The sequence below is a fragment of the Streptomyces sp. CNX435 genome, assembly GCF_059570575.1.
The window spans coordinates 50652-73126 of record NZ_JCANTA010000026.1 but is presented as its reverse complement, the minus strand read 5'-3'; the positions used below and the strand labels follow the sequence as shown (position 1 = coordinate 73126).

The window sequence follows — 22475 nt, the reverse complement described above, 5'->3', positions numbered from 1 at the left end:
TCCGCGTCCGGCGGCTCGTGGAGGACGAAGCCCCGATGCGGCGCCCCGCAGCCGCCCCGCGCGTCGTCGGCTCGTCACCGGGCGGCGTAGCCGTACAGGAACGCCCGCACCCCCGCGGTCACCATCGACTCGGTGCTCTCCTCGGACGGCACGGCGCTCGGCATCGACGGGTTGTACACCGAGATCAGCAGCATGAGGTGGGTGGCTGTCCGCCGCGGGTCGTCGGTCCGTAGCAGACCCCGCTCGCCCAGCCGGGCCAGGTGCGAGGCGAGTACGTCCAGCACCCGCATCGGCCCCGTGGCCTGCCACGCCTCGATCGCGGCCGGCGGAATGTGCTCGATCTCGGCGTTGATCTGCCGGACCAGGCCGAAGTGGTCGGCGAAGGGTTCCTCGACGCCCATCGCGACCAGGTCGCGGCCGAGGTCGACCAGGTCGGCCTCCAGGTCGGTGACCTTGCGCAGGTGGCGGTCGATGATCGCGATCTGTGCCTCCGCGGCCCGCGCGGCGCTCTCCTGGATCACGCTCCGGAACAGCTCCGCCTTGTCCTGGAAGTGGTTGTAGATCGTCCGCGTCGACACCCCGGCCCGGGCAGAGATCACGTCGATCCGGGCACGGGTGTAGCCGTCCCGCGCGAAGACGCGGAGGGCGCCCTCCAGCACGGCCCGGCGCTTCTCGGCGAGCCCTGTCATACCGTCCTCCTCAGGCCGCTGATTACAGTCATCGTTTTACCTATTGCCATCATCGTTGTACCTTACGAGACGACACCGGCAAGGTGTGTCAGCACATCACAGGAGGATTCTCCAATGATCAAGATCGGCATCATCGTCGGCACCACCCGCCCGGGCCGCCGGGCGCCCGCGGTCGCCCGCTGGGTCGAGGAGGCCGCCGGCCGCCACTCCTCCACCCTCGACGGCCGGGCGAAGTACGAGGTCGTGGACATCGCGGACTTCGGACTGCCGGTCCTGGACGAGCCCGTGGCCGCCGTCTTCGGCCAGTACCGCCACGAGCACACCAGGCGCTGGGCGGGGCGTATCGGCTCGTACGACGGATTCGTCTTCGTGACCGGCGAGTACAACCACGGCATCCCCGGTTCCCTGAAGAACGCGATCGACTACCTCTTCGCCGAGTGGAACGACAAGGCGGCCGGCTTCGTCGGCTACGGCACCGCGGGCGGTGTCCGCTCCGTAGAGCAGTTGCGGCAGGTGATGGTCGAGGTCAAGGTCGCCACGGTGCGCGGCCAGGTGGCGCTGTCGGTCTTCGACGACTTCGAGCCCAGCGACCCGACCGACCCCGACGCCCCACGCGTCATCCGCCCCGGCGAGCAGCACGAGTCGGCGCTGCACGAGATGCTGGACGGGCTGCTCGCCTGGTCCGGCGCGCTGCGAACGCTGCGCGAGCCCGCGGCTCGGGCCTGAGCGTCACCCTGGCTCGGGTGGCATGACCCCGTGCGTCCTCACCGGCACCGGCCCCGCCGGCGGTACTCGTGCCGGTGCGGGTGCGGTGCGGGTGTTGTTCAGCAGGCCGGGCCAGACCGCGGACGAGCTGATCCACCGGCTCGTACGGGCCGATCCCCTGTCTCGAGGTGTGCGGACAGGGCGCCGCTCCGGACCCGACGCTTTGTCGAGAAGTCACCACCGGCCGTGTGAGCCGCCCGCCAAGCGCCGTACGGGCGTCCCACGCCTCCGGCAGCAGTGCGATGGGGGCTCGTTGCCGCCTGGATGCCCGGCTTCTTCTCATGAAGGCCCCCCAGCGGGCTCGCAACCGAACCCGCTGGGCACTGTGCATCGTGAAGTTGCAGGTCGTGGGCCTGGCGTGTGCTGTCTTCGGCGTGCTTGCGACAGCTGGAGCAAGTTCCTGGGGAGCTACGCGCAGTTGTCCACCGCCCGCGGGGACGAGCACTTCGCCACCATGCGGCGGAGGCTTCGCCCGCATGCGAAGGCACGGGCAGTGAAGCAACTCGCCGCGAAGGCGCAGCGAGTCGCCGAGCTCAAAGCCGCGTAGGGCAGTTCCCCGCGTCGGCTGGGGGGGACCCGGCGCAACCGCACCCGCCCGGCCCCGTACCCCAGCGGAGCAACCCCCCACCGGCCGGGCGGCACGGCACCCCTTCTCAGGGTTTGGTCCACATGAACTCCGAGAACAGGTCCGTGATCGCCCACCCGTTGCTGGTGCCGGCCGAGATCCAGATGCCCCAGTGGCTCTCGCGGAACTCGTAGTTGCACCGCACCCAGGTGCCCTTGCCGTACGGGTTGCGGCAGACGCCTTGGCGGTACATGACGTTCTCACTCGTCATGTCCTCGAAGGCGGCGATGGCCGACCTGCCGTCGGACTTCATGTCGGAGACGTAGATGTAGTCCCCGTGGGACTTGTAGCAGGCGGTGGCCTTATAGGGGAGCGCCCAGCAGTTGGACGCGTCGATGTCGGGCTTGGACACCTTCTTGCCGACGTTGGTCTCCAGCGGCGGGTACGAGTTCTGCGGCCACCAGAAGGCGAGCGGCTCGGCGGTGCCGTCCTGCTGCTGCCGGGCGGCGGAGTCGTCGCTGCCGGAGGCCGCCGCCGGGACGACGGCGCCTGCCAGCAGCGCGCCCGCTGCGGCGAAGAGCGCGAGTGCACGTCTTATGCGCATGATGCTTCTCCATGAACGGTCGGTTGTTTGTGGGGGGATCCGCGGTGAAGCATCGCGGGGGTATCTGGGTCGACGTCTGACGAAACCTTGACGGAATCCGGCAACCCGGCTGTGCTCGCGTCGTCCGGCGGGGGCGTCATCGTGGGAGCAGTCGGCAAGCTGCTCGCTTATCCGCTGCCACACCCGCTCGGCCACGGCGAACTCGTCCCGCTCGGCCCGCACCTCCGACAGCTGCTTGACCAGCTGCTCTTCAAGTCCGTCCAGCTCCGCACGCCGCGCGGCGATCCGCTCCAGCACCTCGGGATCCATCACGCGCCGCAGCGTAGGAGCAGCACCCGCGACAGCGGGCGGAAAACCGCACACCCACACTGCCAGACGATCTACACCCCAGACAACCGCTCGCAACCAGCACAAGCACGCCGAAGACAGCACACGCCAGGCCCACGACCTGCAACTTCACGATGCACAGTGCTCATTGTCGTCTCCGCCTCTGCGGTTCGGTACGAGGTGTGCCAGCGCCCGTCACGCACGGGCTGAACTGATGACGTCGCCTGTGGGCGATACTTCCGCTCCCGCTCCTGTGCGTGAGGGCCTGGCTACACCTAGACAACTGGGCAGAGACGGCCACGAACAGGCCGAAGCACCCCGCGGCAGCGCGCGCAGCGCCGGACGATTTGACACTCTCTTTACCATTCCGGCCCGATGCCGGGTCCTAGCGTGAAGACATGGCTCTGAACACGGCCCTAGCCACATACCTCACCGAAACCGGCATGACCGAGACCGAGTTCGCCGAGGAGGTCAACGACGCCATCGGCCAGCTATCCGGCGGCCGGGGAACGCTGACCGACCGCAGCGTGCGCCGCTGGCTGAGCGGCGAAGTCGCCTGGCCACAGGCCAAGCAGCGCGTCGCATTGGAAACAGTGACAGGGAAGTCACCCGAGGACCTGGGATTCGTCCGGCGAGGGAAAGGCACCCACCCAGCACCACCGGAGGATCCTGTGCGGCGACGTACCTTCATCACCGCCAGCGCCGGCACAGCGGCCGTGCCCGTGGCAACTGCGACCGGCCCCATACCGCGCATCGGAAGCTCGGACGTGGACCGTCTCACCGCCAAACTCGCAGATCTTGTGGCCTCGGACAACCGTCATGGAGGCACCGAGGCCGTGGAGGCTCGGGCCGTCCGCCTGGCCGCCCAGACCCTGGACCTGCAGCGGAACAGCATCGCCAGCCAGCGGGTACGCGGCGAGCTGTACTCCCTGGCCGCCGCCTTCACCTCGTCCGCCATGTGGGCCGCCATCGACGGCCGACGCCTGGACGAGGCCACGCAGCACCTGAACAACGCCGTGACCCTCGCCGGGCTGTCCGCCGATCCGGCAGTGCAGTTCCGCGTCTGGGGCCACGCCGGAGCCCTGTACCGCCAGCTCGGCCGCAGCACAGACGCCCTCGCCGCGGACGACGCCGCCCGCAACACCCCCATCACCCGCCGCGACCCGCTGTACGCCTCACTCGCCCACGCCCGCACCGCAGTCCACCATGCCGACGATGGCAACACCCTCGCCGCCCGCCGCTCAATGGACCACGCGCAGCACGCCTTGGACCCCGCTGACCCCGATGCCCACCGACCACCGTGGATAGCTTTCTACGACCAGGCCGAACTGGAACTGCTGGCCCTGACCACCCCTACTGGACGCCTTCGGTAAACGGCTGACCACGATGGCACCCCGCGCCGCCGAGACCCGCCAGTGGCTCGAAGCCCAAGGCTCCGGAACAGAAAAGAGCACAAGCCTGTGACCGTCGAATTCCAGCGCTATGGCCAGAGTCGAATCGAGGACGTACGCCAGACGATCTGCGACATCCACATCGAAGTCCGGGCCGGCGACCTCGGTCTGACCGGACCGTTCTACTCCCGCGAACGCTTCAACGAACGCCTCTCGGGCCACTCAACAGCCCCCGGCTGGGAGGCGGCCATCGGCTACGAAGACGAAACCCCGGTCGGCTTCGCGTACTGCGTCCCCCTCGCCCCGAGCACCCGGTGGTGGACGGCCATGACCACCCCACTGCCCGACGGCTACACCACCGAGGACGGCCACCGCACCCTCGCCCTCAACGAGATCGTCGTCCGCAAGCCCTGGCGTGGCACCGGCACCGCGCGCACCCTCCACGAATACCTCCTCGCCCCCCGCACCGAGCAGCGCGTCACTCTGCTGGTCAACCCGACAGCCGGCGGCGGCAAGGTCCAGGCCGTGTACGAACGGTGGGGCTACGAGAAGATCGGCGAACAACAACCCTTCCCCGACTCCCCGGTCTTCGCCGCCATGATGCGCGCCCCCCTGCATGCCCTCTTTTCTGCCCCGTGATCAGTGACAAGACTGCATTTAGCGGGAGTTCCAGCCCAGCAGATAGTTCCAGATCCGGGCCGAATGCGGCCGGGTCGGGTCGACCGGGTTGCCTGTGCCGGTGTCGGTGCCGGCTGCGTCGTCTGCCATAGCGGGGAGCGCCCTCGCGCCGATACGGCGCGGCAAGCAGGGCGTACCGGCCCATCGCACGTACGCCACGCGGTCGTTCGCTCCCCGTCAGGTGGGAGTCGCCTCGAACCGGGCGGTCACCGTCAGGTCCCGGTCGACGACGACGTGCCCCGCTCTGCCGACGGGGTGTTCAGCCGAGCAGCAGGGTTCTCGGCTGGGCGGACAGGGTGCTGTCGAGCACCAGGGAGGCCGCGCCGATCGCCGCCACGTTCTCGCCCAGCGTGGTGGACGACACCGTCGTCCCGTGGGTGGCGCGTACGAACGGGCTGCTCGCCACGATGGGCTCGATCGTGGCGAGGAGCCGGGCGCTCAGCAGCTGCCAGAGCGGGCCGCCGAAGACGACGGTGTCGGCGTCCAGGAGCGTGGCCGTCGCGCAGACGCCGCGGCCGATGCGGACCGCCAGGCGGTCGATGATGCCGGCCGCCCGCCGGTCTCCCGTGTCGGCGAGGCCGGCCAGCCGCTCCATGCCGCGGCGGGCGTCGGCGGGGTCCAAGTCCGCGTACTCCGGGCCCAGCACGCCCAGCGCGATCGCCTCGTCGACCAGCGTACGAACCGAGGAGCCGGCGCCCAGCCCGCCGACCTCGCCCGCGTTGCCGGAGGCGCCGCGCAGCACCGTGTCCTCGACCACCAGGCCCATGCCCGAGCCGGTGCCGAGGTAGAAGAAGAGCAGGTTGCGGCTGTCGGTGGCGGTGCCGGCCCAGCGCTCGGCGACCACCGCAGCCGTCACGTCCTTGTCCAGCAGCGCCGGAAAGCCGGTCGCCTCGCTCAGCCGGTCGCGCAGCGGGTAGCGGCCCCAGCCCGGCAGCTCCGGCGGGTCCACCACCCAGCCGGCGGCGGCGTCGATGGGGCCCGGTGCGGCGATGCCCAGCCCCAGGACCCGGTCGTCGGCTATCTCCGACCCGGCGACCAGGGCGGACACCGAGGCCGCCATGTCGGCGGCGATCCGGTCCGTGTCGCCGCCGCTCGGGGTCCGGCGGCTCTGCTGGGCCACGACGGTGCCGAGCAGGTCCACCAGGACCGTGGTGATCACGGCCGGGTCGAGGTGGACACCCAGGGCGTAGCGGGAGGTCGGCACGATCTGCAGCAGCGTGCGCGGCTTTCCGCTGCCGGTGTTCAGCTTCCCGGCCTCCCGCGCGACGCCCTGGTCAAGCAGCCGGCGCGTGATGTTCGAAACGGTCTGCGCCGACAGCCCGGTGGCCCGGGCCAGCTCCACCCGGCTCAGGCCGTCCGCGTGCCGGCGGATGGCGTCCAGGACCACGCTCTCGTTGAAGTCCGCCATGCGCGGCAGGTTCGTGCCGCGCCGGATCGCCGGCTTCTCCGCGTGCGCCGCCGTGTTCGCCGCCGCGTGCGCCGCCGCGTGCGCCGTCGTGTTCCCCGTCGTCACCGTGCCTCCCCCGGCCTCGCGGCCATCGTATGCCGCGGGCGCGGGGGACCCACCCCTACCCGCGGTGCGTCAGGCCCGCGGCACGCGCAGGGTGACCATCTGGAACGGCCGCAGCGCGAGCACGACGGCCCCGTCCGCCCGGACGAGCGGCTCCGGCTCCGATCCCGCCAGGGGGCGCTCCAGCAGGTCCACGCACGCGGCCCGCCCGGTGGCGTGGCCGTCGATCCGGACCGTCGCCCGGGCCCGGCCGCCGTTTGCTTCGTAGAGGCGTACGACGAGGTCCCCGCTGCGGTCGTCGGCCAGCTTGACGGCGCTGACGACGACGGCGTCGTCGTCCACGCTGACCAGCGGGGCGACCCGGGCGGTGCTGCCGGTGACCGTGCGTTCCGGCTGGTTGGCCCGGTAGCCCTCGCGCACCGCGTCGCCGATCGTCGCGCCCGGTACGAGCGCGTGGTGGAACCTGTGCACGCCCTGGTCGGTCTCCGGGTCCGGGAAGCGGGGCGCGCGCAGCAGGGATGCGCGTACGGTCGTGGTCGTGCCGGCCTGCGCGCCGGTGCGGACGGTGCGCGTCACGTCGTGCCCGTACGTCGCGTCGTTGACGACGGCGACGCCCCAGCCGGGTTCGTCGAGGTGGACGAAGCGGTGGTTGCACGCCTCGAACTTGGCCCACTCCCAGCTGGTGTTCTGGTGGGTGGGCCGGTAGACGTGGCCGAACTGGGTCTCGGAGGCGTACCGGTCGGCCTTGACGTCCAGCGGGAAGGCCAGCTTCAGGAACTTCTCCCGCTCGTGCCAGTCCACTTCGGTGTCGATGTCGAGTCGCCGGACGTCCGCCGGGACGGTCAGCAGCTGGGTGACCCGGGAGTCGCCGAAGGTGCGCACGATGCGCACCGCCGTGCCCTCGGCGCCCAGTTCGGCGACGGCGGTGAGGTCGCTGCCGGTGTTGCGGTAGAAGGCGTCGACGTCCCAGGCGTCCCACTGGTTGGGGAAGTCCGGGTGCAGCTGCAGCAGGTTGGCGGTCTGGCCGGGGGCGATCGCCTCGCGGTCGGCGACGCGGTCGTACGCGGACACCACCAGGCCGCGCGGGTCGATCTCGACGCGCAGCAGGCCGTTGTCCAGGGCGTAGCCGCCGCCGTCCAGCGCGACGGGGAGAACGGAGACGACGGAGCCGGCCGTGCCGGCGCGCGCCGCGGCGCCGCCGGCCGGGACGCCGCCGCGGGCGTGCGGAGCCGCGTTGAACACCAGCTCGCCCCCGCCGGCCGCGCCGCCGGCGAGCGCGCGCTGGGCGGCGCCGATGATGTCCTCCAGCTCCCCGGCCACCCGCGCGTAGGTCGCCCGCGCCTCGCGGTGCACCCAGGCGATGGAGGAGCCGGGCAGGATGTCGTGGAACTGGTGCAGCAGCACCGTCTTCCAGATCCGGTCCAGGTCCTCGTACGGGTACGGGAACCCGGCGCGTACCGCCGCCGTGGCCGCCCACAGCTCGGCCTCCGTCAGCAGCGACTCGCTGCGCCGGTTGCCGCGCTTGGTCTGCGCCTGGCTGGTGAGGGTGGCGCGGTGCAGTTCGAGGTACAGCTCGCCGACCCACACCGGCGGGTCGGGGTATTCGGCAGCGGCCTTGGCGAAGAAGTCGGCGGGGGTCTCCCACCGCACCTCGGGCGCGCCTTCGAGGCTGCGCATCCGGGCGGCCTTGGCGACCATCTCGCGCGTGGTGCCGCCGCCGCCGTCGCCGTAGCCGGTCGGCGCGAGGGAGTGCCGGGCCGCGCCCTTCTCCTTGAAGTTGCGGGCGGCGTGCGCGAGCTGCGCCCCCGTCATCTCGCAGTTGTACGTGTCGATCGGCGGGAAGTGCGTGAAGATCCGGGTGCCGTCGATGCCCTCCCAGTCGAAGGTGTGGTGCGGGAAGGAGTTGGTCCGGCTCCAGGAGATCTTCTGGGTGAGCAGCCGGCGGGCGCCGGCCGCCTTGATGATCTGCGGCAGTCCGGCCGCGAAGCCGAACGTGTCCGGCAGCCACACCTCGTCGCTCTCGACGCCGAACTCGTCGAGGAAGAACCGCTTGCCGTGCACGAACTGCCGGGCCATCGCCTCGGAGCCGGGCATGTTGGTGTCGGACTCCACCCACATCCCGCCCGCCGGTACGAACCGGCCGTCCGCCACCGCCTTCGTGACCCGCGCGTACACCTCGGGCCGGTGCTCCTTGATCCACGCGAACTGCTGGGCCTGGGACATGGCGAAGACGAAGTCGGGCTCGTCGTCGAGGAGCCGGGTCATGTTGGCGGCGGTACGGGCGACCTTGCGGACCGTCTCGCGCAGCGGCCACAGCCACGCCGAGTCGATGTGGGCGTGGCCGACCGCGCTGACGCGGTGCGCCGCGGGGGCGGCGGGCGAGGCGAGCACGCCCGCCAGTTCGGCGCGGGCGGCCTGCGCGGTGCCGTTCACGTCCTGGAGGTCCACGGCGTCCAGCGCGCGGCCGAGCGCGCGCAAGATCTCCCACCGGCGGGCGCCGTCGACGGGCAGCTCCGCCATGAGCTCGCCGAGGACCTCCAGGTCCATCACCAGGTCCCACACCGTCTCGTCGAAGACGGCGAGACGCATCTCGCCCAGCACGTACAGGGGCGCGTCGCCCGCGGTCGCCGGGTCGCCCAGCGGCGTCGGCTGGAACGGGACGCCGTCGGCCTCCAGATCGGGGTTGGACGCGGCCTCGACGTGCCAGTGGACCCGCTCGCCGCCGGCCGCCGGGGCGCCGACGCGGACGTGGTCGTTGCGCGGGTGGAGCCCCTTGACCGGGGTGCCGTCGGGCTCGTAGACGAGGCCCTCGCACTGGAAGCCGGGGGTGCGCGGGGTGAAGCCGAGGTCGAGGACGGCCTCCACGGTCCGTCCCGCCCACCCGGCCGGGACCTCGCCGGTGACCTTGAACCAGCTCGTCCCCCACGGCGTGCCCCACGGGGTGCCGGGGGCGATGGGTCGGGTCGGTGCCGCCAGTCCGTCGGCGACGGGGACGGGTTCGCCGGGAGCGGACCAGATCTCCACGGTCAGGGGGGTGGAGACGGGGTGGACGGCGGGCCGGATGCGTTCCCGCAGGACGCGCTCCAGGCGGCCTTCGACCAGGTTCCGGTCATCGTGCATGAGGGACTCCTACGAAGGGGGTGTCAGCGGACGACCGGGGCGGGCCGCTCGCAGGTGCTGGACACGGCCAGGGACCGGCCCTCGGCCGCCGCGTCCAGGAGCGTGAGCATGATGTCCAGGACGTGGGCGGCGAGTTCGGCCGAGGCGCGGTGCGGGCGCCCGGCCGACAGGGCTTCGTACAGGTCGGCGAGGCCGGTACCGCGCCCCGCGGCCGGGTAGCCGGCCGCGGCGGGCAGGTGCTCCCAGCCGTCGCCGCGGTTCAGCTCGACGGGCCCGTCGAAGGTGTTGGGGTCGGGCACGGACAGCGACGCGGCGGTGCCGTGCACCTCGATGCGCGGCAGCCGCGCGGCCTTCACGTCGAAGCTCATGACCAGCGTGGACAGCGCGCCGCCGGCGTGCTCCAGCACGCCGGTGACGTGGGTGTCCACCTCGACGGGGAAGGTCTGCCCGGCCCGCGGTCCGCTGCCGACGGTGCGCTCGGCGCGCGGCCGGACGGCGGCGCCGGCGACCCGGGTCACCGGACCCAGCAGGTGGACGAGCGCGGACAGGTAGTACGGGCCCATGTCGAGGAGCGGGCCGCCGCCGGGCCGGTAGTAGAACTCGGGGTCGGGGTGCCAGGCTTCGTGGCCGGCGGTCGTCATGAACGCCGTCGCCGCGACCGGGCGTCCGACGAGGCCGTCGTCGACCGCCTTGCGCGCGGTCTGGGTGCCCGTACCGAGGACGGTGTCGGGCGCGCAGCCGACCCGCAGCCCGGTCTCGCGGGCCGCCGCCAGCACGGCGCGGGCCTCCGTGCGGTTCGCGGCCAGCGGCTTCTCGCCGTACACGTGCTTGCCCGCGCGCAGCGCCGCGAGGGCGACCTCGGCGTGCGCCGCCGGGACGGTGAGGTTGAGCACCGCGTCCACGTCGTCCCGGGCGACCAGGTCGGCGACGGTGTCCGCCACGGCCACCGCGCCCGCGCAGCGCGCGGCGACCGCCTCGGCCCGGCCGCGGTCGAGGTCGGTGACGGCGGTCGGCCGCAGCGTCATCAGCCCGGCCAGCGTGTCGAGATAGGCGCCGCTGATCTTTCCCGCGCCCACGATGCCGACGTTCAACGGCCGGCCGGGCTCGGGCGGCTCGCCCACAGCAGTCCCCTCTCGGTCAGCGTCCGGACCTCCGGCACGTCGAAGTCGTCGGGCTTGTGCCCGATCGTCGATACGAAGACGCGCCCCCGGCCCCAGGTCCTGGTCCATACGGCGGGCACGGTCACGGGCTCGTCGTGGATTTCGTCCGGCGGGAAGGTGGTGGTGGCCAGCACGTCGATGTGCGGGTCGGTGAGCACCCAGTACTGCTCGGAGTGGACGGTGAAGTCGTCGAGGCCGGCGATCACGGGGTGGCCGGCGCGCTCGGGTACGAGGCGGTAGCCGTGGTCGTGGTAGCCGGGCGGGTGCATCACGAACAAGCCGCCGGTCAGCAGCTGGTAGCCGTGGTCGGAGAAGGCGTCGACGATGCCGCCGTGCCAGCCCGCCAGGCCCGTGCCGGCGCGCACCGCCGCGGCGAGGTTGGCGCTCCGCTCGCGGCTGAGGGTGCCCATCGTCCAGCACTGCACGACCAGGTCGGCGGCGGCCAGCAACTCGGTGTCGTCGTACACCGCGAGGTCCTCGTGGGTCTCGACGGTGTAGCCGTGTTCCTTCAGGAGCGGGACGAAGCGGTCGCTGATCGTCACGGGATGATGCCCGTCCCAGCCGCCGCGGACGACGAGGGCCCGCCGGGACTCGGTAGCCAAGGTGAATGCACGCTCCCATCGGCGCCGCGCGACGCAGCGCGGCGTTCGGAGTGGTGGTGGAGGGGACGGAGTCGGGCACGCGTCATCCCAACGTAGAAATGCCCGGAGAAGTTTGTCAATACGTTTGACTAATGCCCTCGGTGCGCCGGGTCCGCTGCGGGCGGAAGCCCCGCCGCGGGCACCTCGTCGAGGAACCTGCCCACGACCTCGCGCGCCTGCACGCCGTCACGGCCGCGGCGGGTGCAGATCGAGCGTGAGGTGGGCGGACAGCGCGCGGAGGAAGGCGGGGGCGTCGAAGGCCGCGCCGGCGGAGGCGACGCCGGTCGTCCGGGCCCGGCCGGTGAGGATGCGGTGCGCCGCCTCCACCGCCAGCGGGGCGGTGACCGCGTAGATGTCCCGGCCCGCGGCCGTGGCGCGGCGTTCCGCGCCTTGGGAACGTACGACGACGTCGACGAGGAACGTCTGCGCGGAGCGCCCGCGCTCGTCGGCCGCGGTCGGCGCCGGGGTGTCCGGCGACGACAGGTCCCGGGCCGCCTCGGCGGCCATGTAGGTACGCATCTCCGGGACGGCCAGGTGGCTGGGGACGGTCACGACGTCGGCCGTCGTGAACTCGCCGACGACCGGCCGCGTACCCAGCGGGGCGGGGAACGGCCAGTCGAGGACGGGGAGTTCCGCGTCGTGGTACTCCAGCCGCCCGCGCGCGTAGCGGACGCGCCGGCCGCCCCGCCGGGCCCCGGAGACCTCGCCCGCGGCGCGCGTGCCCGCGGTGGGGTGCCAGTTGCTCAGCCCGTACGCGACGTGCACCTCGTCGGCCGCCGTCCAGTCGTCGCCCATCGCCGCGGTGGTCAGCAGGTCGCCGAGGCCGCCGAAGAAGGCCATCGCGGGGACGACCAGCGCGTCGGCGGCGCGGGCGCGGTCGGCGAAGTGGGCGAACGTGTCGGCGTTCGCCTCGATCTCGGCCGCCACGTCCACGTACGGGATCCCGGCGCGCAGCGCCGCCTCGATCACCGGCGCGGCGGTCGTGGCGAAGGGCCCGGCGGTGTTGATCACCGCCGCGACACCGGCGAGGGCGGCGTCGAGCGCGGCCGGGTCGTAGACGGTCGCCGGGCGGGCCTGAAGGCCGGTCGCCGACGCCAGCGCCGCCAGCCTGCCGGCGTCCCGGCCGGTGAGCAGCGGGACGTACCCGCGGTCCCGCAGTTCTTCCACGACGAAGCGCCCGGTGTGCCCGTACGCTCCGAACACCGCCACGACCTGGCCCGATTCCTTTTCCATGGGGACATCCTGGCGGGCCGGGCACCCCGCCGCGAGCGTCTGGAACGACAACGCCCGTACAATTTCGGACATGAACCACACCGTCGCGCTCGCCGTCACCGACGGGATGCTGCACTTCGAGCTGTCCGTGGCGTACGAGGCCCTCGGCTCCCCGCCCGACGAGGTGACCGGCCCCTGGTACGACGTCTCCGTCTGCGGATCGCGGGCCGTGCGGTTCGGCCGGTTCCGGCTGGAGCCCGACCACGGTCTTGACCGGCTCCGGCGCGCCGGCACCGTGATCGTCCCGGGCTGGGCGGACGTCGACGCGGCGCCGCCGGCCGACCTGGTCGCCGCGGTGCGCGCGGCCCACGAGGCCGGCGCCCGGGTGGCCTCCCTCTGCACCGGCGCGTTCGTGCTGGCCGCCGCCGGCCTGCTGGACGGCCGGCGCGCGACGACGCACTGGGCGCACACCGGGGTCCTCGCCGCCCGCCACCCGCAGGTGGCGGTCGACCCGGACGTGCTCTACGTGGACAACGGCAGCGTGCTTACCTCCGCCGGGAAGGCCGCCGCGCTCGACCTGTGCCTGCATCTCGTACGCCGCGACCACGGCTCGGCGGTCGCCAACGCCGTCGCCCGCCGCCTCGTCGTGCCGCCGCACCGGGACGGCGGCCAGGCCCAGTTCGTCGCCGCGCCGGTGCCCGCCACCGACGACCGGCCGCTCGCCGCGCTGTTCCCCTGGGTGCTGGAGCGCATCGACCGGCCGCTGACGGTCGAGGACCTGGCCCGCCGGGCGCGCATGAGCTCACGCAACCTGACCCGCCACTTCCGCACGGCGACCGGCGCCACCCCGCTGCAGTGGCTGCTCACCCAGCGGATCCGCCGCGCCCAGGAGCTGCTGGAGACCACCGACCGGAGCGTCGACGCCATCGCGGCGGCCACCGGCATGGGCACCGCCACGACGCTGCGCCGCCACTTCCAGCGCACCGTGGGCGTGCCCCCGGCGGCGTACCGCCGCACCTTCCGCGCGCGGCACCGGGAGCCGGGCGCTTGACCCTCACGTGGCGTGATGCCGCATGGTCGTGGGTGTGGCGGAACGTCTGACCGTGGGGCGCGTGGCCGAGCTGGCCGGGGTGAGCGTCCGCACGCTGCACCACTACGACGAGATCGGCCTCGTCCGGCCGTCCGCGCGGACCGCGGCCGGCTACCGGGCGTACGCGCCGGCCGACGTGGAACGGCTGCGGGAGGTGCTCGGCTACCGGCGGCTGGGCTTCGGGCTGCGCGAGATCGCGGACCTGGTCGACGACCCGGCCACCGACGCCGTCGCGCACCTGCGGCGGCTGCGCGGGCTGCTGCGGGAGCAGCGCGACCGCACCGCCGCCATGGTGACGGCCATCGACAGGGAACTGCAGGCGCGGGCGATGGGGATCAGCACGACGTCGGAGGAGCAACTCAAGGTGTTCGGACCGCAGTTGTACGAGGCCATCGGCTCCGCCTACCCGGCGACGCGGCGCACCGAGCCGCGGATCGCCGCGCGGATGTGGGACGCGCTCGGGGACGCCCGTACGGTGCTGAACGTCGGCGCCGGCACCGGCTCGTACGAACCCCCCGACCGCGACGTCACGGCGGTGGAGCCGTCGGCGGTCATGCGGGCGCAGCGCCCCGCGGGCGCGGCGCGCTGCGTGGCGGCCGGCGCGGAGAGCCTGCCGTTCGCGGACGGGTCCTTCGACGCCGCGATGGCGGTGAGCACCGTGCACCACTGGCCGGACCCGGTCGCCGGGCTGCGCGAGATGCGGCGCGTGGCGCGCCGCGTGGTGGTGTTCACGTACGACGCCGGCGACCCCGGCCGGCGGGAGCGGTTCTGGCTCACCCGCGACTACCTGCCGGAGTTCGCCGACCTCCTCGTCGACTGGCCCTCGCTGGCCGACCTGACCCGCGCGATCGGGGGCCGCGCGGAGCCGGTGCTCGTCCCGTGGGACTGCGCCGACGGCTTCTTCGAAGCCTACTGGCGCCGGCCCGAGGCGTACCTGGAGGAGCGGGTGCGCCGCGCGGTGTCGGTGTGGACCAGGGTGGGGCCCGAGGCCGAGCGGCGGGCGGTGGCCGGCCTCCGCGACGACCTCGCCTCGGGCCGCTGGGCGGAGCGCAACCGCGACCTGGTCGCCCTCGACGCGGCGGAACTGGGCCTGCGCCTCCTCATCGCGTGAGCCGGCGCCGGAGGGCCGGGGGCCGAGGGCCGGGCGGTCCGGGCCCTCTCGCCGGCTATCCGATGGACATGTTCCGAGGGTCGCGAAGCCGGCCTCCGGCCGGGCGGATTTCGCCGATGTATCCCCGAACGTGCACGGCGTCTCCGGTCAATCCGTTTGCGGCAAGCAGGCCCGGCCGGTTAGGAAGCAGGCATGCTACGAGGCACAAAGATCGGGCTCAGAGCCCGGCACGCAGACGACATCCCCGTCCTGCAGGCCGAGATGTACGACGACGTCGTCGCCGGCTCGCGGGCCCAGGTCAAGCCCTGGCGGCCGATCGCGGCCGACTCGAAGGACAACCCGCTGCTGGTGGACGACAAGAAGGAGTCGCTCGTCCCGTTCTCCATCGTGGAGCTGGACGGCGGTGCGCTCGTCGGTACCGCGACGCTGTGGGGCATCGACAATCACGCCCGGTCCGCGCACATCGGGCTCGGCCTGATGCCGTCCGCCCGCGGCAAGGGCTACGGTACCGACGTTGTGGCCGCGCTCTGCCACTACGGCTTCGTCGTACGCGGCCTGCACCGGCTGCAGATCGAGACGCTGGCGGACAACGCCCCGATGCTGCGCGCCGCCGAGCGCAACGGCTTCGTCCGCGAGGGCGTGCTGCGCTCCTCGGCCTGGGTGCTGGGCGAGTTCCTGGACGAGGTGCTGCTCGGCCTGCTCGCCGAGGAGTGGAAGCCGGCGGCGGCGTAGGCGGGTGGCGGCGTAGGCGGGCGGCCTCTTCCGGGACCTTCCAGGCACTTGACGATCATCCGATCGCCGGTACGACTCGCGAGCCGCGAGGGCTCGGAACGCGGTTCCTTTGGCATGCTGCACTCATGTCGACGCCGCCCCTGCGCTCGGGTGTCTCCGCCGGTGCCTCGGCCGGTGCCTCCGTTCCGCCGGCCGGTATGCGCCTGCGGGCGCGGCGGGTGAGCCGGGACGTACGCGGGGCGGGGCGAGTGCTCGGCGGGGTGTCGCTCGACGTCGCGCCGGGGGCTCTCGCCGTGATCGCCGGGAGCAGCGGCGCCGGCAAGACGGTGCTGCTGCAGACGCTGGCGGGGCTGAGCGCGCCGAGCGAGGGCGAGGTGCGGCACGACGGCGCCCCGCCGGGGGCGCCGGGGCCGGGGTTCGGGTTCGTACCGCAGGACGACATCATCCACCGCGAGCTGCCGCTGCACCGCACGCTGGTGTACGCGGCCGGCCTGCGGATGCCGCCGGGCGTCCCGGCCGCGACCGTCGCCGCGACCGTCGACCGGGTGCTCGCCACCCTCGGGCTGACGTCGCGCCGCGACACCCCGGTACGGGCGCTGAGCGGGGGCGAGCGCAAGCGGGCGAGCATCGCGGTGGAGCTGCTGACCCGGCCGCGGGTGCTGTTCCTCGACGAGCCGACGTCCGGACTCGACCCGGCCACGGGTACGGAGCTGATCCGCACCCTGCGCCGGCTGGCCGACGACGGCACCACCGTCGTGCTGACCACGCACGTCCTCGCCGACCTGCCGCGCTGCGACCAGGTGATCTTCCTGTCCGCGGCGGGTGAGGTGGCGTACGCGGGCGATCCGGTGGGCCTGTGCGCGGCGTTCGGGGTGGGGACGGCGGAGGAGGTGTACGAGGCGGTGGCGGGCGGCGCCCGGGCGGCGGGGGCCGGGGGCGGGGACGGCGCGGTTGCCGGCGAGATCCCGGAGCAGCCCGACGCCCCGCCGCCCGCGGACGCGGCGAGGACGGCAGGGACAGCGGGAACGGCGGGGACAGCGGGAACGGCGGGGACAGCGGGGACAACGGCTGGGCCGGCGGGGACGGCCGGGCCGGCGACAGCGACCGAGCGCGCGGCGCCGGACGGACCCGCGGCGCCGGACGAGCCGGGAGCACCTGACGGGCCCGCGGCGCCGCCCCGGACCACGGGGTCAGCCGCCCCCGCCGGCAGGGCGGCCCGCGTCGGCGCCCTGCGCCAGTGGGCCCTGCTCACCCGCCGCGGCACCGCCGTCATGCTCCACAACCGGCTCTCCGTCGCCGTCCTCGCCGGCTCGCCGCTCGTGATCGTGGCGATGTTCGCCGTGCTCTTCCGCGCCGGCGCGTTCGATCCCGCATCGCCGGATCCCGGGTCCACGGCAATGATCATGTTCTGGATCGCCTTCGGCGCCTTCTTCTTCGGGCTGACGTACGGCCTGCTGCAGATCTGCACCGAGCTGCCCGTCCTGCGCCGCGAGTGGCACGCCGGGCTGCGGATCGGCCCGTACGTCGCCTCGAAGCTCACCACCATGCTGCCCGTGCTCGCCCTCGCCGACGCGCTGCTGCTGGCCGTGCTCCGCGCCCTGGACCGGCTGCCCGCGGCCGGCTGGGGCACGTACGCGTCGCTGTTCGCGTCGAGCGTGCTGGCCTCCGCCGCCGCGCTCGCGCTCGGGCTGCTCGCGTCGGCGGCGGTGTCGGAGCCGGGGCAGGCGACGCTGATGCTGCCGCTGCTGTGCTTTCCGCAGGTGCTGTTCTCGGGGGCGTTCGTGCCGGTGCCGCGGATGACCCTGGGCGGCGAGATGATCAGCTGGGCGATGACCAACCGCTGGGCGTTCGAGGCGCTGGGCAGCGGGGTGGGCCTGGAGTCGCTGTGGCGTACGGGCGGGTCGCCGCTGGGGCCGCCGCTGCTGGCGTCGTACGGGGACTCCTTCGTGCACCCGGCGGCGCGCGGGTGGGCGGTCCTGGCGGGCTTCGCGGTGCTGTTCGTGGCGCTGACGTGGTGGGTGCTGGTGCGCAAGTGCCGGGACGGGGCGGTGCGGAGCCGCCGGGGTCGCTAGCACGGGCCGGGATCCGGGTCCGGGATCCGGGATCCGGGATCCGGGGTCCGGGGGCCGCGAGGGCGTCAGCAGCCCAGCCGCGGCGCCAGCCCCGCCACACCGGGCACCCGGTCCCGGTACGTCCGCGTCACGAACGACAGAAACGTTTCGACATCCCCGGGCTGCGACGCCACCCCCAACGAGACGCGCACGGCACCCGCCGAGGGCAGGCGCAGCAGCTCCAGATAGTCCTCCAGCGAGCCGAGCCGCCGGCGGGCCGCCCGGCGCAGCCGGCGCGGCGGCAGGCCGAAGGCCGCCTCGCCGGCACCCGGGTTGCAGAAGCAGCCGGTGCGCAGGGAGATGCCGGACGCGGCGCTGTCGCGGATGATGACGCGCTCATCGACGACCTGGCCGTCGGCGTCGAGTACGTTCAGCGCGACCGTGCCGCCGCGCGGGGTGCCGGTACAGTCCGGCCCGTACACCCGGACCAGCGGCGAGCCGTCGCTGTGCCGCAGCGTCCGCAGTCCCGCGAGGAGCTGCCCGGTCAGCGCGGCGACGTGGTCGTGGACGCGGTCCATGCCGATGCGCCCGATCCAGGCGAGCCCGGCGGTGACGTCCGGTATGGCCAGGAAATTGACCGTCCCGTCCTCGAACGCGGCCTCGCCGTCGGTGAGGACGTGCCACTGCGCCTGCGCGCTGACCGCGTAGATCGTCCCGCCGGCGAACCACGGGCGCCGCAGCCTCGCCAGCGCCGGCCGGCGGGCGACCAGGGCGCCGACGCCGGTGGGGTGGCCGAAGACCTTGTACCAGCTGACGACGGTGAAGTCCGGGTGGTGGCGGCCGAGGTCCAGGGAGTTCGACGGTACGTACGCCGCCGCGTCGAGGACGACGTCGTAGCCGTGGGACTGGGCGGTCCCGATCCACTCCAGCGGGTGCTGTACGCCGGTGAAGTTGCTCTGCGCCGGATACGCCAGCAGCCCGCGCGGCCGGTCGGCGGCGGCGCCGCCGGGCCGGGGGACGTGCCCGAGGCCGGGGCGCCGGTCCCGTACGGACAGGGCGGCGCACATCCGGTCCTCGTCGATGCGCAGGTCCGGGGTGCGCAGGGGGACGTACTCGACGGTCGCGCCGCGCGCCCGCGCGAACTCCCGCAGGCCGTTGACCGAGTTGTGGTTGTCGAGCGGCATGACGAGCCTGCTGCCGCGCCCGAGCGGGTACGCCTCGCCGACCAGGCGCAGCGCGCCCGTGGCGTTGGGCGTGAAGATCACGGCGTACTCGGCGGGGTCGGCGTTGAAGTGCCGCAGCACCGCCGCGCGGGCCTCGGCGAGCAGGTCCCCGGAGGCGCGGGAGGCGGGGCTCTCGGAGTGCGGGTTGCCGAACAGCCCTCCGGTGACCCGCTTCGCGCTCCCCGCGACGAGGGAGCGGGGCGGGAGGCCGGCGCCGGTGTGGTCGAGGTAGGTGTGCCCGCCCTCGTCCAGATAGCCGAACTCGCGTGCCCGAAGCTCCGCGAAGAGGTCGGGGGCGTCCGCCGCGTCCGCCGCGTCCGCGCGTACGTGCCGGGTGGTGTCTGCCCTGCCCATGGGACCCCTCCCTATAAAATCCGCCAAAGGTAGCCATACCAGGATGACACCGGCCGCGCCCGGCGTCACCGGTCAACGCGGCCGGGGTCGGTTCTTCTCCTCAGCCGAACGGCCGGAGCCGCCGGACGGCAGGCGGGAGGCATACGGGCGGGCGGCGGGCGCGCGCAAATCGGTGGCGTGGACACGTGGCGCGTCACTAGCGTCACGGCCGTGATGCATCAAGATCCGCTGGCCTACCTGGTGGGCCTGGAAGGCGTCGGCCTGCTGCGTTCGTTCACCGGGGAGCACGACCGCGCGTTCGTCGCCGCGCGGCTCGGGGAGATCCGCAGGCTGCTCGACGACGAGGCGCTGGCGGACGCGGGCGTGGACGTGCGCCGGGTGGGCACGGTCGAGGGATACCGGATCTGGTCGGAGTCGTACGACGGGCCCAACTCGGCGTTCGACGTCGACGAGCCGGTGGTCGCCGGGATCCTCGACCCGCTGCCGCCGGGCGCCGCCCTCGACGCCGCCTGCGGCACCGGGCGGATGACGGCCCTGCTCGCCGCGCGGGGCCACCGGACGGTGGGCGTCGACAGCTCGCCGGACATGCTGGCGCGGGCGCGCAACCGGGTCCCGGCCGGCGACTTCCGCCTCGGCGAGCTGGACCGGCTGCCCGTGGCCGACGGCGCCGTGGACGTGGTGGTCTGCTCGCTGGCCCTGGCGCACGTACCCGACCTGGGGCCGGTGCTGGCGGAGTTCGCCCGGGTGCTGCGCCCGGGCGGGCACCTCGTGACGTCGGACATCCACCCGGAGCGGGTGGCGCTCGGGTCGGTTCCCGCGGTACGGCTGCCGGACGGGACGCCGGGGCGGGTGGAGACGTACCGCCACGCGGTCGGGGACTACGTGCGCGCCGCGCTCGCGGCGGGGCTGGGGGTGCTGCGCTGCGAGGAGCCGGGGCTGCCGACCCGCGGCGGCCCGGCGCCGGCGGATCCCCCGCCGGAACCGGCGACGGACCCGGGGCCGTGGGAGGCGTGGCCGTGGTCCCTGCGGGAGCTGGTCCCGGAGGCCACGGCGGCGGCCGACGCCGGCGTTCCGGCGGGGCTCGTCTGGCACTTCCGCCGGGCCGGGCGCTGAACCGGGCACTGAGTCCGGCCCTGAGCCCGCCTCACGCCGTCGGCCGGGCCGCCGCGTAGACGCGGACCTGCTGAGGGCGGACGATACGGTCCGCCATCCGGTAGCCGTGCCGTACGACTTCGGCGACCATGCCGTCGTGCCCCGGCGAGGGCGCCGGGATCGTGCCCACCGCCTCCTGGGTGCCGGGGTCGAACGGCCCGGGGGCCGGCGGCAGCCGGGTCATGCCGTACTTCTCGAGCACCACCTCCAGCTCCGCGCGCACCGAGTCCGCGAACGCGTCGCCGGTCGCCGCGTGCCGCTCCACCCGGTCCAGCAGGAGCACGAGATCGTAGCGCAGCGGCTGTACGGTACGGCCCTCGGCGGCGCCGCGGGCGCGGGCGAGTTCGTCGTGCAGCACGTCCAGGCCGCGCCGGGCCTCCCGGTCGTTGAGCAGCCGGCGGCGGAACTGGTCGCCGAGCGCCGCCAGCTCCTCGCGCATCCCGTCGACGGCGTCCGCGACGACCGCGAAGGGGTCGTCCGCGCCGGGATGCGGCACCGCGGGGTCGGCCGCGGGGGGCGCGCCGGGCGCCGAAGGCGCCGAGGGCGCCGGGACGGCATCGGGCGGGCAGCCGGGTGCCGGCGGGGTCCGCGGTGGTACGGGGTCGGTCATCGTCATCTCCCCTGCGGTGGGCGGAAGTGCGGCGGGAGTGCGTCGCGCGCGTGCTGCCAGCAGGGCCTGAGGCCCATGCCCACCACCAGCGCGAACGCGAGGAGGAAGAGCACGGAGCCGGCGGAGTGACCGGCGGAGGCGACCACGCCGACGAAGAAACCGGCCCCCACGACCGGGCCCATGCGCTTGCGCCAGCGCCAGGTCTTCTGGACCGCCAGACCGGCCTCGACGCGGTGCGCCGTCAGCTTCCGCACCAGTTGCGGGTCGGCGACGCCGACGGCCATCCCCTGCTCGGCGCAGTGCGCGACAGCAGGCATGGAGCGCTGGGCTAGCCTCGCCTTGCTGATCCTTCCGGCCAGACCACATCGACTGGCAGGCCGATCGTGCGTGCCTCAAGTACGGTGTCCGCGGTGCCGCCGCCCTTGCCACAGGGCGGCTGCCCGTCCCATACGGCGATGAGCCGGTCTGCGCGTCGTAGAAGCTCGGCGTTCGCCGCCTCGTACGCCTGGCGGTTCGCTGTCTTGAAAGGCATGACAACCACCTCGTGGGCAGCTTCGGCCAAGAGGTCGAATGTCGTCGTGTGTTCGGGTTTGACCTTGGTCTGTCGGTAGTCCTCGGAAGGGATCACGGCGATCAGTCGGCCGGCGGCCTCAATGACTGCCTGGGCGAAGAGACTGTCGGCGCCGGCCGCGATGCAGGACACGCCCACCAGCTCGGCAGTGTCGTGCTGGGCGACCAGTTCATGCAAGGCGTCCAGCACCAGGGTGACGGTCTCGCTCTGCAAGTCCATGTGCCCGGTTACTGCCAGGGTTGTCACGTTCAGCCCCATCGTCAGTTCGCCAGCAGTTCGCGGATCCTACCGCGCGCCTCGCGAACAGCCGACGACGCACTGTGGCCCACGGTGTATGGGTAGAGGTCGGCGAGTTGGTCGCGGACTCGGCTGGACTGGGTCTGCGCGGCTGCGTCGACCGCCTCGTGAGTGTGCTCGGCGGCCGCGGTTCTGTCGCCCATGAGGAACGCGCACTCTGCCAGGCCGATGCGGTCGAGTGCGCGGCTGCGCCCTGCGTCGGGATTGCGCATCAACAGCGCTCGTTGGATGTGCGGCAACGCGGGGCGGCGGGCGGGCGGCGAGTCGCTAGGCTCGGGGCATGAGTGACTTCGTACAGGTCTACACGGCGACGGAGACCCGCGAGGCAGCGGTGGCGCTGGGCAGGAGTGCGACGCAGGCGCGGCTGGCGGCCGGGGTGCAAGTGGTCGGTCCCGTGGTCTCGCTGTTCTGGCACCTGGGGGAGTTCGGAGAGGGCGAGGAATGGCAGGTGATCTTCAAGACCACCGCTGACCGCTACGCGGAGCTTGAAACGCACCTGCTGGAGCACCATCCGTGGAACAACCCGGAGATCACGGCCGTCCCGATTACCGCCGGCGCGCGGGGCTGTCTGGACTGGGTACGTCAGACGGTGGCAGAGGAACCGGGCAACGAACCGGCCTGA

21 protein-coding genes are annotated in these 22475 nt (G+C 73.4%); 9 read left to right on the top strand and 12 right to left on the bottom strand.

Features of this window, described 5'->3' with window-relative positions:
• Window positions 1–74: 74 nt before the first annotated feature.
• Window positions 75–689, bottom strand: a complete 615-nt coding sequence (locus T328_RS30785) for a TetR/AcrR family transcriptional regulator (protein WP_496499508.1) — start codon at window positions 687–689, stop codon at window positions 75–77.
• Window positions 690–803: 114 nt separating this feature from the next.
• Between T328_RS30785 and T328_RS30780 the strand changes: the two genes are divergently transcribed.
• A complete protein-coding gene (locus T328_RS30780) occupies window positions 804–1415 on the top strand; it encodes an NAD(P)H-dependent oxidoreductase (protein ID WP_496499507.1) in 612 nt (203 codons plus the stop codon).
• Between the two features lie 692 nt (window positions 1416–2107).
• Here the strand turns inward: T328_RS30780 and T328_RS30775 are convergent.
• Complete coding sequence (locus T328_RS30775) at window positions 2108–2935, bottom strand: hypothetical protein (protein WP_496499506.1); 828 nt, start codon at window positions 2933–2935, stop codon at window positions 2108–2110.
• A 413-nt stretch (window positions 2936–3348) separates the two neighbouring features.
• On the opposite strand from T328_RS30775, the gene T328_RS30770 reads away from it, so the two are divergent.
• Entirely contained in the window at window positions 3349–4323 is a 975-nt protein-coding gene (locus tag T328_RS30770) for an NsdA family TPR-like regulatory protein (RefSeq protein ID WP_496499505.1), read from the top strand.
• Window positions 4324–4410: 87 nt separating this feature from the next.
• Window positions 4411–4980: an N-acetyltransferase gene (locus T328_RS30765; protein WP_496499504.1), complete on the top strand. Its 570-nt coding sequence runs from the start codon at window positions 4411–4413 to the stop codon at window positions 4978–4980.
• Between the two features lie 298 nt (window positions 4981–5278).
• Here the strand turns inward: T328_RS30765 and T328_RS30760 are convergent, their stop codons facing one another.
• The 5 genes from T328_RS30760 to T328_RS30740 form a co-directional block, all read right to left on the bottom strand.
• Entirely contained in the window at window positions 5279–6427 is a 1149-nt protein-coding gene (locus tag T328_RS30760) for an ROK family protein (RefSeq protein ID WP_496499535.1), read from the bottom strand.
• A 174-nt stretch (window positions 6428–6601) separates the two neighbouring features.
• Window positions 6602–9649 (bottom strand): alpha-mannosidase, encoded by a 3048-nt coding sequence (locus tag T328_RS30755; protein WP_496499503.1) that lies wholly within the window; start codon window positions 9647–9649, stop codon window positions 6602–6604.
• 23 nt (window positions 9650–9672) lie between these two features.
• Window positions 9673–10770, bottom strand: a complete 1098-nt coding sequence (locus tag T328_RS30750; protein ID WP_496499502.1) for a Gfo/Idh/MocA family protein — start codon at window positions 10768–10770, stop codon at window positions 9673–9675.
• Window positions 10737–11411, bottom strand: a complete 675-nt coding sequence (locus T328_RS30745; RefSeq protein WP_496499501.1) for a ThuA domain-containing protein — start codon at window positions 11409–11411, stop codon at window positions 10737–10739. Before T328_RS30745 ends, T328_RS30750 begins: the two co-directional genes overlap by 34 nt.
• Window positions 11412–11636: 225 nt before the next feature.
• Window positions 11637–12683, bottom strand: a complete 1047-nt coding sequence (locus T328_RS30740; protein ID WP_496499500.1) for a saccharopine dehydrogenase NADP-binding domain-containing protein — start codon at window positions 12681–12683, stop codon at window positions 11637–11639.
• Window positions 12684–12753: 70 nt separating this feature from the next.
• Between T328_RS30740 and T328_RS30735 the strand changes: the two genes are divergently transcribed.
• From T328_RS30735 to T328_RS30720, 4 genes are all read left to right on the top strand, one after another.
• Entirely contained in the window at window positions 12754–13713 is a 960-nt protein-coding gene (locus T328_RS30735; protein ID WP_496499499.1) for a helix-turn-helix domain-containing protein, read from the top strand.
• Window positions 13714–13735: 22 nt separating this feature from the next.
• Window positions 13736–14863 (top strand): MerR family transcriptional regulator, encoded by a 1128-nt coding sequence (locus T328_RS30730; RefSeq protein ID WP_496499498.1) that lies wholly within the window; start codon window positions 13736–13738, stop codon window positions 14861–14863.
• 192 nt (window positions 14864–15055) lie between these two features.
• Complete coding sequence (locus tag T328_RS30725) at window positions 15056–15595, top strand: GNAT family N-acetyltransferase (protein WP_496499497.1); 540 nt, start codon at window positions 15056–15058, stop codon at window positions 15593–15595.
• A gap of 125 nt (window positions 15596–15720) precedes the next feature.
• On the top strand, window positions 15721–17667 hold the full coding sequence (locus T328_RS30720) for an ATP-binding cassette domain-containing protein (RefSeq protein ID WP_496499496.1): 1947 nt from the start codon (window positions 15721–15723) through the stop codon (window positions 17665–17667).
• A 65-nt stretch (window positions 17668–17732) separates the two neighbouring features.
• Here T328_RS30720 and T328_RS30715 read toward each other — a convergent pair whose 3' ends face one another.
• The gene (locus T328_RS30715; RefSeq protein ID WP_496499495.1) at window positions 17733–19223 is read right to left on the bottom strand and encodes an aminotransferase class V-fold PLP-dependent enzyme; all 1491 of its coding nucleotides are present in this window, start codon (window positions 19221–19223) and stop codon (window positions 17733–17735) included.
• Between the two features lie 213 nt (window positions 19224–19436).
• Here T328_RS30715 and T328_RS30710 point away from each other — a divergent pair, with 213 nt between their 5' ends.
• Window positions 19437–20336, top strand: a complete 900-nt coding sequence (locus T328_RS30710; RefSeq protein ID WP_496499494.1) for a class I SAM-dependent methyltransferase — start codon at window positions 19437–19439, stop codon at window positions 20334–20336.
• A 31-nt stretch (window positions 20337–20367) separates the two neighbouring features.
• On the opposite strand, the gene T328_RS30705 is transcribed toward T328_RS30710, so the two are convergent.
• From T328_RS30705 to T328_RS30690, 4 genes are read right to left on the bottom strand one after another with little or no spacing between them, the layout of a single operon-like run.
• Window positions 20368–20985 (bottom strand): nucleotide exchange factor GrpE, encoded by a 618-nt coding sequence (locus T328_RS30705; protein ID WP_496499493.1) that lies wholly within the window; start codon window positions 20983–20985, stop codon window positions 20368–20370.
• Between the two features lie 2 nt (window positions 20986–20987).
• Window positions 20988–21302, bottom strand: a complete 315-nt coding sequence (locus T328_RS30700; RefSeq protein ID WP_496499492.1) for a hypothetical protein — start codon at window positions 21300–21302, stop codon at window positions 20988–20990.
• A gap of 11 nt (window positions 21303–21313) precedes the next feature.
• Window positions 21314–21802, bottom strand: coding sequence for a hypothetical protein (locus T328_RS30695; protein ID WP_496499491.1), 489 nt, complete (start codon window positions 21800–21802; stop codon window positions 21314–21316).
• Window positions 21803–21816: 14 nt separating this feature from the next.
• Window positions 21817–22065 carry a hypothetical protein gene (locus T328_RS30690; RefSeq protein WP_496499490.1) on the bottom strand — a complete coding sequence of 83 codons (249 nt, stop codon included), beginning with the start codon at window positions 22063–22065 and terminating at the stop codon, window positions 21817–21819.
• A gap of 68 nt (window positions 22066–22133) precedes the next feature.
• Here T328_RS30690 and cutA point away from each other — a divergent pair, with 68 nt between their 5' ends.
• Window positions 22134–22475 carry a divalent-cation tolerance protein CutA gene (gene cutA / locus T328_RS30685; protein ID WP_496499489.1) on the top strand — a complete coding sequence of 114 codons (342 nt, stop codon included), beginning with the start codon at window positions 22134–22136 and terminating at the stop codon, window positions 22473–22475.

Excerpts from the sequence above, each read along its gene's own strand:
- T328_RS30785 (WP_496499508.1), bottom strand. The coding sequence starts at position 689 with ATGACAGGGCTCGCCGAGAAGCGCCGGGCCGTGCTGGAGGGCGCCCTC.
- T328_RS30780 (WP_496499507.1), top strand. The coding sequence starts at position 804 with ATGATCAAGATCGGCATCATCGTCGGCACCACCCGCCCGGGCCGCCGG.
- T328_RS30770 (WP_496499505.1), top strand. The coding sequence starts at position 3,349 with ATGGCTCTGAACACGGCCCTAGCCACATACCTCACCGAAACCGGCATG.
- T328_RS30760 (WP_496499535.1), bottom strand. The coding sequence starts at position 6,427 with ATGGCGGACTTCAACGAGAGCGTGGTCCTGGACGCCATCCGCCGGCAC.
- T328_RS30755 (WP_496499503.1), bottom strand. The coding sequence starts at position 9,649 with ATGCACGATGACCGGAACCTGGTCGAAGGCCGCCTGGAGCGCGTCCTG.
- T328_RS30740 (WP_496499500.1), bottom strand. The coding sequence starts at position 12,683 with ATGGAAAAGGAATCGGGCCAGGTCGTGGCGGTGTTCGGAGCGTACGGG.
- T328_RS30735 (WP_496499499.1), top strand. The coding sequence starts at position 12,754 with ATGAACCACACCGTCGCGCTCGCCGTCACCGACGGGATGCTGCACTTC.
- T328_RS30730 (WP_496499498.1), top strand. The coding sequence starts at position 13,736 with ATGGTCGTGGGTGTGGCGGAACGTCTGACCGTGGGGCGCGTGGCCGAG.
- T328_RS30725 (WP_496499497.1), top strand. The coding sequence starts at position 15,056 with ATGCTACGAGGCACAAAGATCGGGCTCAGAGCCCGGCACGCAGACGAC.
- T328_RS30720 (WP_496499496.1), top strand. The coding sequence starts at position 15,721 with ATGTCGACGCCGCCCCTGCGCTCGGGTGTCTCCGCCGGTGCCTCGGCC.
- T328_RS30715 (WP_496499495.1), bottom strand. The coding sequence starts at position 19,223 with ATGGGCAGGGCAGACACCACCCGGCACGTACGCGCGGACGCGGCGGAC.
- T328_RS30710 (WP_496499494.1), top strand. The coding sequence starts at position 19,437 with ATGCATCAAGATCCGCTGGCCTACCTGGTGGGCCTGGAAGGCGTCGGC.
- T328_RS30705 (WP_496499493.1), bottom strand. The coding sequence starts at position 20,985 with ATGACCGACCCCGTACCACCGCGGACCCCGCCGGCACCCGGCTGCCCG.
- T328_RS30700 (WP_496499492.1), bottom strand. The coding sequence starts at position 21,302 with ATGCCTGCTGTCGCGCACTGCGCCGAGCAGGGGATGGCCGTCGGCGTC.
- T328_RS30690 (WP_496499490.1), bottom strand. The coding sequence starts at position 22,065 with ATGCGCAATCCCGACGCAGGGCGCAGCCGCGCACTCGACCGCATCGGC.
- cutA (WP_496499489.1), top strand. The coding sequence starts at position 22,134 with ATGAGTGACTTCGTACAGGTCTACACGGCGACGGAGACCCGCGAGGCA.